Here is a 12283-nt window from a genome sequence, read left to right as displayed (position 1 = left end):
TTATTTGTATTCACCTTGCTGGCACTCTTCGTGATTGCCGGCAACAGCTGGGCGGCAGATCGGTATGTCGATCCCGCAGGAACATGCGGCGGGAACTTGCCATGTTATACGACGATTCAAGCCGCGGTCAATGCCTCGGCAGCCTTTGACGTCATATACATCGGTGCTGGGACCTATAATGAGATAGTGAATGTGACAACCAATGATCTCACGATCATCGGAGCTGGCGAAGGTGTCGTGACGATTGATGCGTCGGGTCTATCAAGTCCCAACAATGCCGGATTTCATATTACCGGCGCAAATGTCTCCGTATCGGGGTTTACGCTGACGAACGACGCGATTGCAGATCCCACTTACGGACTCAAGTTCAGCAATACCACGAATGGAACTGCGCAAAATATCACCGTGACTAACTTCTGGAGAACGGGTATCGATATTCCAAGCGTGACGGGACTTGTGCTGAACAACGTGACGTCGCACGACAATTTTGGCGGCGGCATTGCTTTGCGAGATGTCAGTAATGCCACGATCAGTAACGTGACGACCAACAACAATCCCTGGGGCGGACTTCGTCTTCAATCCTACTATGGAACGTTTAGCGGAGTTGTGGTCTCGGGAACCAATACTTTTGGCGAACTTGGCCTTGGTGGCGGCGGTATCTACATTGAAGAAGGGAATGTCCTGCCGGCCGGCCCACCTTACCCGATCTCCTATGGGCACACGGGAACGCCTGATGTTTTGCTTCAGGCCGCTGACGCAATGTACGCGCTGTATGGAAACGATGACCAAGCACCACAGTATCAGAGAATCTACCTGTTCCCGTCGCTGGCGCAAGCAGTTGCGGCTGCTAATGTCGCGAATTACGGCCACCTGACCACGAACAAGTACATCAAGAAGATTGATGACGGTTCTTTCTGGGTTGGACCCGGCATGCTGATTCAGGCTGCCATCAATGCTGCTTCTTCCGGTGACGAAATCAACGTCCTCGCCGGTACGTATGCGGAATACGGTCTAAACATCAATGTTCCTTTGACTATCGCCGGTGCGGGCATCGGATCGACGATCATTGATCCGCCTGCTGGAAATATCCCCGTATTCAGGATTTATGCTAGCGACGTTACGATACGGGATATGAAGATAACCACGGCGTACCGTTGTGTATACACTGATGCAAGTGGAATTAGCAATTTGGAACTGATCAATCTTGACTTTGATTTGTTCACGGATCGTGGTTTGGAGATGCAACATACCGGGGCAGCATCATTGCTTACCGACTTGCTGATCGACGGTTGTGTTTTCACGCCGGCGACATCGAATAAAACCTGTATCAGAGGCTCTTCTGCCCGCCAAGTGGATGGCTTTGAACTGAGAAACTCCACTTTTAACGCCTGTGAGCTTGGAATCTACAATGCGAATGATAGCGGCTCTTCTTGGTTCAAGAATGTCTACATTCACAACAACACGTTCAATAGCGCCAACTTCGCGGCGGTCTACTTTGAAGAGATCGAAAACTGCCTGGTCGAAAACAATCTCTTCAACACCTGCACACGTGGTCTCTTCATCTATAAGGCGTTCACCAACTCTCTTGCTGGCGTGTCGAATATAACGGTTCGTCACAATGATTTTGTCGGATCTCCGGATCGAGCTCTTGCTTTGGCGCTGTACAATCATCCTGTGAACGGAATTGATGTGTATGAGAACTACATCAACGGCGGCCAGCGGTTTATTTACTTTGATACCGATGCGACCGTGACCGGACTGAATACCATCCATGTGAATCGCAACAGCATCAGCGGTTTGAGTGGGAATGAGTTCCACACAAGCGCATATGACGCAGGCGAAAACTGGGTTCTTGACTTTTCCAATAACTATTGGGGAACATCTGACGCAACCCAAGTCACTGTGGGCAGTGTTGGAGCTCCTCCAGTGCCGCTCTCGAGCTTTGACTACACTCCGATGATTTCAAACGGAGCCGATCAGGATGGCGGTGCCCGCGGCTTCATTCCAGAGTTATCAAATCTGATTGTGCATGCTGAAGGCGGTCAAACGGGATCCCTGAATCGTATTCAGGAAGCTCTGGGCTTGGTCTCCGGCAGCACGATCAATCTGTTGGCCGGTACGTACGTCGGGCAGGTGCATGCTCAGAACTTCACGAATCTGAACATCATCGGTGCGGGTGTGGGAAGCACCTTTATCAAGGCTCCGGCCACCGCAATGCCGAGTTCTTACCCCACGCCGGGATACTCTAACTATCCTGTGTTATTCCTTGATAACTCGACCGTTCAAGTTTCAGGTCTTACGGTTGACGGTGACGGCAAAGGCAACGTCAACTACCGAATGAATGGTATTGCGTTCTGGAACAGCGGCGGGTCATTGACGAATGTCGATGTTGTCGCCGTGCGTGACACGCCGTTTAGCGGCAGTCAACACGGAGTTGGAGTAGTCGTCAATCATAACACGACAGGCAAGACTGTCTACATGACCAATGTTAACATCACCGACTTCCAGAAGAACGGTACTGCCTTCTCCGGCGCTGGAACCAATGTGATCTGTGACAACGTGCACATCTACGGTGCCGGCCCGACCGGAGTCACTGCTCAGAACGGCTTCCAGTATGGATCCAATACAACGGGCAGCCTCGCGAACAGTTCTGTAAACGGCGTCTGTTACACGGGCCCAAGCTGGGTGGCGACGAGCATTCTGTCGTTTGGTGATCTTGATTTGGTCAACACCGGCACGTCGAATGCACAATTGGGTTTGTATGGTATTGACGCGAACATTACAATGGATGGAGGGAGCTTTATTTCTTCGAATGCCGTCACGGCATATGCGAAGTTCGGTCTCTACTTCTACTCGACCGGAGCGGCATTATCCGTTCCAAGAGTTCAGCCACAAGCGTATAGCGATGAGACAGAGACTCGCGGCTTCGCCGGAAGTCGGAACCTGGATGACGACGAATCGATTACCATTGACGGCGTTGCAGTCATTGGCGACGGGTCTGCTGGCGGGGTTGGCGTTGCAGCATATGTTGACGGCGGAAACGTGGATGTTTCCTTGACAAACAGCACCGTCTCGAATTGGGATTACGGTGTGGATTGGACGGTCGCTGGTGGAACGATTGACAATGCAACGGTTACCGGCAACACGCTTTCCAACAATGTCAACACGTTTGACAATACTTCCGGTCACACCTGGGACAGCAACTGCTACTCGGATTATTCCAGTAACGATGGCTATCCGGGAACGTATGTGATTGGCGGCGACAGCGGAAATGTGGACAACAATCCGAATCCGAACGGCTGTTCGGAGATCAATCTGCTCGTGAGCGACGACTTCGTGGGCTGCAATACGGGCTGCAACACGGTTGACCTGTATGTGACGTTGGGCACTGCAGGCATTCCGAATCTCGAGCTTGTGATCGAGTTGCCGGCAGGTTTCACGGCAGGACCGTTGGGTTCGGTGTTCCCGCCGTCGAACGAGGATGCAAATCTAATCAGTGCATATGCGATGGCCGTCAATGACTGCGTCATCGTGAACATGGCATTTGAAGGCCCGGGATTCAGCACGGGCGATTACACAAAGTACGTTGCGGTGATTCCGCTGACCGTCACGGCGCCGACAGGTGTCTATGCCATCACGAGTGTCAGCTCGTTGTGGATTGATAACCTCGGCGGCAATCATGTCAACGCACTTGATCTCGGAGACATTGCGATCGAAGTCGACTGCACGCCTCCGGTCATTAGCAACTTTGCGAACAGCGTGGCCTGCGCGTTCGGCAATGCTTCGCAGCTAATCGATGCCTTTAGCGCGACGTTTACGGACAACGCGGCCGACTTGGATACCGCATGGGTGACCTTCGCACCGGGCGGCGGTTCGTTCGGCCTGTTTGGTCCGACACAAAGCTCCGGTTATGCTCCGACGTTCCCGTCGGCTGGTGACGCCGCGACTTTCTACGGCTTGCTGGTCGAAGGCTGCAACACGCTGACCCTGCATCTGGTCGACACCGAATGTAACGTGGCCTTAACGGTTGATCTGGAAAATGTCGGCCGCGACAATACCGCGCCGGATCTGACGGTGACGCCTGCGGCCTTGGGTTGCTACGGTGTTAACACCTATCTTGGCCTCGATGACGATCTGGACATCACGTATCTCGCCAATGCGACGGCGTGCGGTGCGGCTCTGCAATCGCTCAAGATCTGGTTGAATGGCGGGACTGACACGCTGCTCGTTTCGGTTCCGTTTGCCAATGCGGATTGGCCGTTTGACGACGCAGAAGCGACGACATTGTGGAACTGGATTGTCGGTTCCAGCGGAGTACCCAATACTGCCGACGGTGAGACCTATACGTTCGGTCTGCAATTGTGTGACTGTGCGGGCAACTGTGACGCCGGTTCGTTTACGATGTGCATCGACCTGACGGCTCCGGGCAACACGTTAACCTACTTCGACGCACGTCCGGCGCACCTCGGTGTGTGGCTCGCGTGGTCGTGGGCTGCCGGACCGAACGCTCAGGAAATGCGTATCTACCGCAGCCCGCTGTCGGGTGAGTATCCGGCCTACCCGAATGACCTATGGAACAACCTTGCCAACTACGATGTGACCAGCGTTCCGCCGTCAGGCTGGACTTTGGTTGCTACGCAGACTGCTGTCAGTGGAACCATTACCTCCGCGACTTACGGCACGAACAACAACCGCGGTGATCTTTACACTCACATCGACGGCTCGACGACCTACTGGCTGGATGCACAAGGTGGTTGGGTTGACGGTGATACCAATTCGGCGACGTATCGCGATATCTATCGCTACGTGACGTTTGTCAAGGATGCTGGCGGAAACTGGTCATTGAATTCGCCGGTTGCGATGCTGCAGAATGCAGATCGTTCGACCAACTACTGGCTGGGTGACTTCAGCACGGCGGATGACCCAGGTCCGGTCAATTCGCGCGGCCGCGTGGATAATGACGACTTGGCAATTTTGTCGCCGGTCTACTTCACGAACGCGGGCGGCTATCGCAATATCGGTCCGGTCTGGCTGCCAGCTGAGAACGGAACGGTGGGTAAGAGCATTCCGGATCCGGATGGCGCGGGCGCCATCAACTTCCAGGACCTCGTGCCGTTCGGCTTCAACTATGGTGCGGTATCGCCGGTCGGCGGCCTGAAGGAGTTCAGCATTCAGCCCGATCCGCTGCAGTATCGTCCGTTCAACAGTCTTGACGAAGCCCCGGTGGTTGCGCTCGAGATGCCGCTGGATGCGACGATGGAAGTCGGCAGCGAGTTCACCGTGACGGTCGCGATGTATGGCAACGAAGCGAACGCGGTGAAGGGTGTCGAAGCGATTCTGAGCTATGACGATGTGGCACTCGAAGTCGTGACTTCGACGACCGGAACGGCAGCGGCTCCGGAAGGAACGCTGTTCGCGAAGTCGGCAGTTATCGGCGGCGTCAAGGGTCAGGTCGGCTTCGTTGCGGCTTCCTGCGGCGGCTGGTCCACGCTGGAAGGCAATGCGATTCTGGGCACCGTGACGTTCCGCGTGACGCGTGCATTGACGGCCAACAGCGAGTTGGCCCTGACGTCCGTGAGCATGTTCGACAACACCGGCGAAATTATCGAAGTTGAAGGCGGAACCGTTCCGCTGTTCAGCACGCCGTCGCTGCCGGACAACTATGCTCTGTATCAGAACTATCCGAACCCGTTCAATCCGACGACGAACCTCAGGTTCGACTTGCGCGATGCGGGTCACGTGAAGATCATGGTCTACAACACGCTGGGTCAGGTCGTCGCGACGGCCGTTGACCGCGAGCTGGAAGCCGGCCGTCATACGGTGACGTTTGACGCCAGCAGCCTCTCGACCGGTGTGTATATGTATACCATCAGTGTGAACGGATTTACCGATGTCAAGAAGATGGTCTTGATCCGGTAAGACGACCCCAAGCCGGGGGTGAGGGAAGGGTCCCCCGCCGTCACGCAAGTGGCGGCGGGGGATTTTCATTGTAACAGGAAACGACTCGGCTCACAGAACAATGGGCGAGGCGAAGCGATATCTGAAAGGGAGAAGCGAAGAAAGAGGTCGTGCAGGCATCGGAGGCGGACAGAAAAGGTCTTGGGGAAAGGCGGGGGCAGCGGGGTTGGGCTACTTAGCAGGTCCTAATATATGTAGATTTGAACGGATGGTCAAGAGGTATTTGCATTTTATTAGACTTAGCAACTCCATGCAGCAACTTGGCTTAAAGCAGAAATCACCCAAAGAGAGGCGCGAGAGCCTGTTCAGCCCTCGCGCCTTTATAATATTGACCCACCCTGATCTTCCGAGGCGGCAGGTCTATCAGGCGTTCATGTCGGCCCAGCGTTTTGCCCTCTGCGAGAAGATGACTAAGGCCACAACGGCGATCACTCCGACAATGGCAAAGGGAAACCAGACCGCATACTGCGGCGAGTAGGTGTCCCACAGCAGCTGCGTCGCCTGATGTGCATCCAGACTGGTCAGCTCCTGCAATTTGGCAAAGGCGGCGGTGCGCTCGACGCCGAGCAGCGTGGAGAGCGACTCTGGGTCGCCGTTCCACTGCTTCCCTTGCCCCAACGGAGTGTGCTCGAGAATGTACTTTTGCGCGAGGACGGCCTTTTCGCCGAAGTGTCCGTAGAGATATCCCGCGAGCTTGGATCCCAGGAATCCGCCAACACCGACCGGGATGTTCACATATCCGAGGTAGAGTCCCTTCTTCCCTTCCGGCGCGATTAGACCGAGGTATTCGTTCTTCTTGGGACCTGTGAGCATCTCGCCCGCGCTGAAGAAGACCACGCCGAACAGAAAGACCCAGCCGTTGCCCGTCAGACCGGCTACCAAGATACCACCTGTGGCGATCAGCATGCCGATCACCATCGCCTCGAGGGTGCGCAGGCGCCGCACCAGCCACGAGACGGGAATCATGCAGATGACGATGAGAAGTGAATTCAGCGCAAGCATGTTCTGCTGGAGAACCTGTATGCCTCGATCGGTGGAATGTGACATGAAATCAGGCAAGATAGTGGCCACTCCCGAGCTATCTACCCAGTCGGTCAGGAAGTTAGGGTGCAAATCCCAGAGCTGATACATCATCAGCCAGAAGCAGGACATGATGCCCAGCCACGCGAGGAGCCTTGGTTCAAAGATATTCTTGATCGTGCGGAGGAAGACGTGCAGGGGGCCTTCGGTCTTGTCCGCCTTGGAATCGAAGTCCTTGAACGTGAAGAGCATGATGTAGTTACAGGCGGTAAACGCCGCAGCGCCAAGGAATACCGCCTTCCAGCCAATCCCGACCTGCAGGACACCTGCGAGGGGATGGGCGATGAAAGCGCCGACGTTGACAATCCAGTAGAAGATTCCCCAGCCGACGGACGAATTCGACTTGTCGAGATTCTGTGCGAGGGAGCCTTGCAGGCCGGGCTTGAAGAAGGCCGTGCCGGTTGCCAGAATCATGACTCCGCCAAAGAAGCCCCAGAAGCTTCGCATGTAGGCCATCGTGACGAAGCCGATGATATTCATGGTCACGGAGAAGAAAATCGTTTTCTTGTAACCGTAGCGGTCCGCGTATCCGCCTGTGAACATCGGCAGAATGGACTGGAAGACAAACCACCACGCGAAGATAGTGCCTTTGTCGGCAGCGGTGAAATGCAGACCGCCTGGATCATCGGCCTGCATGATGTAGACCGCCACAACGCTGCGTACTGTGAAGTAGGCGAGACGCTCAAACATCTCAATGACACAGAGCATCCAGTAGCCCATACGAAATCCAAGCAGAGTGCGGCCCGCGAGAGATTCAGATGTCGTCATGTTGTTGCTGTTTTATTGATAGAAAGCGGAGGTCGGGGAGAGCCGGGGCGTCCCGCAGGAGTATTGGAAGTAGTCTACAATAATGTCAGGAAGTCACGGGCCTGAACTCAGAGTGAACAGGCCGATTGCCGGCAGGGTAACAATGGAATGGTCAGAAGACCACGTGTCCGAGGTTGGGGTAAGGTAGGAAGAAACGGGGGCTATGTCAAGAGAAAGAGAAAGGGTCTGCCTGTGCGGCAAACCCTTTTCGGTCGTGACTAACTGATAGGAATCGGATTAGTCGCCAGCAAGAACGATTGCTGAGAGCATCAGTTCTGAGCTGCTGTGGTCCAACCGGCAATCCAGTTGTTGTTCGGGCCGATTCCGCCGATGAAGTCAACCGCATCAAAGAAGCCATCCGAGGGCGGCACGGCAAAACCGTTGCGAGCGATTGAACCGGCGCCGGGTCGGAAATCCGGCGTGTTGCGATTGTAGGGAGCGGCCAAGAGCGGGTCGCCGACGCGGTTTGCTGCACTGGCCTGTTCGCCAAATTGAGTTGTTGTGAGCGGGAAACCATTCTCGTCGTTGTCGCTGGTCTGGTAAGGTTCACCATTGTCGTGGAAGATGGAATTCGCGACCGACAAGTTACCGGCAACCGCTTGATTGAATGTCTCGGCATGGTCCACATCGAGTCCGCAATCTGTGAAGTTCATGACGATCGCGTTGCGGATTTGCGCGGCCGTGCCTTCACGGAGTATCATACCGATTGTGCTGACACCTGCGCGACCACCATCGCGCGCGCCAATCAATGTGACATTATAAATCGTGGGATTTGAACGCGGAGTCGCAGAGTTGTTTTCGGCATTGTTGTCCGCTTCGATTCCTCGGTCGGCGTCATCGGTGTACTGCTGGCAGACCCAGAACTGACCCTTGCCCGACCAGCCGTCGGTCCAGTCAAACTGGTCATCTGCGCAGCCTGTGATGTAGACATGCTTTGCATTCACCGTGCCGCCAAAGAACTCGATGCCGTCGTCTTTGTTCATGTGCACCTGCACGTAGTCAATCACCGTGCCGCTGCCAACGCCCTGCAGGGCGATTCCGTTCAGTTCGTTGTCCGGTGAAATTTCGCGACCGGCGAATTCCACGCGCACATAGCGCAGAACGCCGCTGTTGTCATTGGAATTGTTGCCGCCGTAATAGCCGGTTCCACCTTCACCGAAGGCTTCGGCACCCGTGTTCAGCGGAGCGCGGCCATTGATAATCAAGCCGCCCCAGTCTCCGCGATTCCGCTGGCCGTCTGGTTTGTCACTCGTAAAGACAATCGGATTCTGGGCCGTGCCTTCTGCCATGATTTTCGATCCGCGATTGATGACCAGCATACCCTGCGTCGAGGACTCGCCGTAAATCGTGGTGCCTGCTTCAATCGTCAGAATGGTTTCATTCGTGCCGTTGCCGATGAATACACCGCCGCGAAGCAGATACTCGTTGTCGGCAGTCAGTGTCATGTTTTGCGTGATAGTTCCACTAAGCACAGTCGGGCCGGAGTTGCCTCCGCCGTTGTCATTGTCCTGGTCATCGCTGCATCCCATGCTTAGCAGCATGCCGAACAGCATGATGGGCAGAAGAATTCTGAACATTACAGTCATTCTGGGTCCTTGTTGTGGTGATTTATAGATTGTAGGAGAATCCTGCGGAATAGGTGGTGCCAAGGCGGTAGCGCTCGGTGTAGCGGCCTCCCTGCATGAACTGAACTTCAGAGTTGAGCACGTTTCCAGCGGAAGCGCGGATATTCATTTTGCGGGTCAGTGGACGCTCAACCGTTATGTCTAAATCGGGATGCGGCATTTCGAACACATCGGGCAGCGGTTCGGAGCCGACTTCGCTGATGCGCTTGCCGAAGACGTGCAGCATGACGCCTGCCTGAGTTTTTGTGCGATCGTGCCGATAGAGCAGTTCAACATTCAGGAGATAGGGAGACTGGCCATGCAACGGTCTGCGATCCGAGGTTTGAATGCCTTTGCTGCTGTCGCTCAGCACAATGTCCGAGTGGATGAGTGCGAGGTTTGCGGAAACCGCGAACGGCTGAAGCAGCGGCACAAGTTGCCCCAGTGCTTGACGGATTTCCAATTCCAGGCCGTAGTTGTTTGCGCTCTTGGCATTTTCGTAGGAGACGCGATTCTGGGCCGTCGGCTGGATGACTTCTTCCACCGGATTCAGGAACTGCTTGTAAAAGACGCTGGCGGCGATGAGATCCGCGACTCCGTGCGCCCACTCATAGCGGACGTCCGAATGGCGGATGAGAGCGCGTTTCAGGTTGGCATTTCCAATCACAGCGTGACCGCCCACGATGTCCGTGTATTCAAATTCAGATAACTCGCGGACGTCCGGACGCGACACGGTCTGGCTCACCGCAAAACGCAGGTTGCTGCGGTCTGTGGCGCGATAGACTACTTGCAAAGCAGGCAAAACATCCAATGTCGAGATGCGTCCTACGACCGGAGTCTGTGAAGCTGAGAACAACTCGTATGATGACACTTCCTGCATGGAGTTTTCAACACGCAGTCCGCCAATCGTGCGAACACGCGGGAAAGGATTCGCATCGAGCATCACGTAAGCAGCTTCAAGATGCTGGTTTGCCTTGTAGGAGTCTGTGGGGCGAGTCGCTTCGCGGATTACAAAACCGTCCGGACGGATGTTTTCTGAAGAGAACAGGGATTCGGGATCAAGCGACAGATCGAGCGAGGCGTTCGGACCCGGTTCAAACTGGAAGAAGCGCGTCTCGGCATCGCGATGCCTGAGCAGAAATGCGGTGCCTGTTTTAAGCTGCAGGGCATTGTCGGGAAGCAGGGGCATGGTCCAGTCCGCGCCCGCGTTCGCCATGTTGTCATAGAGCGTGCTGAATGTGCGCGAACCGCTTTGCGTGGCATCCACCCAAACAAATTCATCCGCACCGCGTTCCGATCCGTACTGAACTTCGCGAGTGTCCGGTTCGTAGCGGGTTCCTCGAGAGAATGTCACTTGCCAGTCAAGGAGCGACTGCCTGACGCTGGGGAAAACGGTGCGGCCGGATAATTGTGACGACAAGGTGCTGCGGGAAACAAATCGCAGGCGGGTGTCCTGCACGTCCTTGCTGCGGTCGTCATTGTAGCCTGAATAGAGGCGAGTCTCATTGTCGAGATCGCGGTTGTAGAGAACGTTCAGACTGACGCGGGACAGCGGTGAAATCGAGTAACCGAAGGAAGTCAATCCGCCGAGAGTGACGGAATTTGTGTAGGTTTGAAAGTCGTAATTGTGCTGCTGCTCGATGGAACCGTTGGCACCGCCCTTATACACAATTCGCTCAGACTCTTTGTACTGCTGTGAATTGCGATACGTACCCGAGACGATGTAGCCCAACGGGCGGTTCCATAGTTGAGTGCGGTTCCCCAGCGACCATGATTGGCTCAGATTGGGCATCGCGGTTGTCGCAACGGGATTCCAGCTATTCTGGAAGGACTGACCGAACTGCTGCAACTCCTCTGATGTATATCCAGTCTCGGAGAAGCGGCCGCGTGAGACAATTTTGCCGTCGGCATTCGCAATCCCGCTTGGCAGCGCACGCGTGCCGTCATCAAAGCCGAGGAAATCAAGCCCGCCACCTTGATAGGTTCTGGACTCGCGAAGCGTCGTGGCGGTATTGAATCCGGCGGAAGTACTGATCCGCATCTGGCGTTGTTCGGGGTAGTCCCACGTGGACATATTAACGGCACCACCGCCGAACTCGCCCATCTGATCAGGCAGAAAGGATTTGGTGACGGTCACATCGCGCATCAGATTGGTGGGAAAGAGTTCCAGCGGAACCGCACTGCGATTGGGTTCCGTGCCAGCCACCATTGAATTGTTCAAGGTGACTTTCGAGTATCGCAAACCCAATCCGCGAATCACAGGGTTTCCATCCATCCGCGAAACGCCGGTCGCGCGTCGCACAACCTGTGACATGTCGGGATCGGGAAGTCGCCGCAAGGTTTCACTGCCGATGGCATCGGTTATCGTTGCGGCGGCCATCCGGTCGAGGATTTCGCGCTCGTTTGAACCGCTTCTTGCTCCGTCGGTGATGACAACTTCCTGCAACTCAATCGCGCTTGTCGCGAGCACCAAGTCCAGATTCAGCCATTCGTCTTCAGTCAGAGTGATTGAACGAGTCTTAGCATCGTAGCCCAACATCGTGGCACGAATGACGTACTTGCCGGCGGGAATGCCCCGCACGACATAGTTGCCGTCCACCCCTGCGGCCGCGCCGAGTTGCGTGCCTTCGACAAGGACGTTTGCACCGATCAGACCCTCGCGAGTGTCTTCCGCTTTGACATAACCCGTGATCACCGCGGCATGCGACAGAGGGCTACCGCACAGAATCGCGAGTAGTAGTAAGGCGATACAAAGGCGCAATTGGTTCATTCTCTTCCTCTAACTGGGATTAGCAATTTGTTTGACACGCAAATTTGCTAATACAATACGAGGA

4 protein-coding genes are annotated in these 12283 nt (G+C 55.2%); 1 reads left to right on the top strand and 3 read right to left on the bottom strand.

The window, feature by feature from the left end; translation table 11 throughout:
- The first annotated feature begins 15 nt into the window (after positions 1 to 15).
- On the top strand, positions 16 to 5919 hold the full coding sequence (locus KJZ99_11530; GenBank protein MCL4306537.1) for a right-handed parallel beta-helix repeat-containing protein: 5904 nt from the start codon (positions 16 to 18) through the stop codon (positions 5917 to 5919).
- A gap of 402 nt (positions 5920 to 6321) precedes the next feature.
- On the opposite strand, the gene KJZ99_11525 is transcribed toward KJZ99_11530, so the two are convergent.
- From KJZ99_11525 to KJZ99_11515, 3 genes are all read right to left on the bottom strand, one after another.
- Positions 6322 to 7806, bottom strand: coding sequence for an MFS transporter (locus KJZ99_11525; protein ID MCL4306536.1), 1485 nt, complete (start codon positions 7804 to 7806; stop codon positions 6322 to 6324).
- 308 nt (positions 7807 to 8114) lie between these two features.
- Complete coding sequence (locus KJZ99_11520; protein MCL4306535.1) at positions 8115 to 9422, bottom strand: hypothetical protein; 1308 nt, start codon at positions 9420 to 9422, stop codon at positions 8115 to 8117.
- 31 nt (positions 9423 to 9453) lie between these two features.
- The gene (locus KJZ99_11515; protein ID MCL4306534.1) at positions 9454 to 12219 is read right to left on the bottom strand and encodes a TonB-dependent receptor; all 2766 of its coding nucleotides are present in this window, start codon (positions 12217 to 12219) and stop codon (positions 9454 to 9456) included.
- Between the last annotated feature and the right edge of the window lie 64 nt (positions 12220 to 12283).

Source organism: bacterium (assembly GCA_023382385.1).
Taxonomy (GTDB): domain Bacteria; phylum Electryoneota; class RPQS01; order RPQS01; family RPQS01; genus JABWCQ01.
The sequence above is the reverse complement of the archived record's forward strand: the minus strand, read 5'-3'. Positions and strand labels throughout refer to the sequence as shown.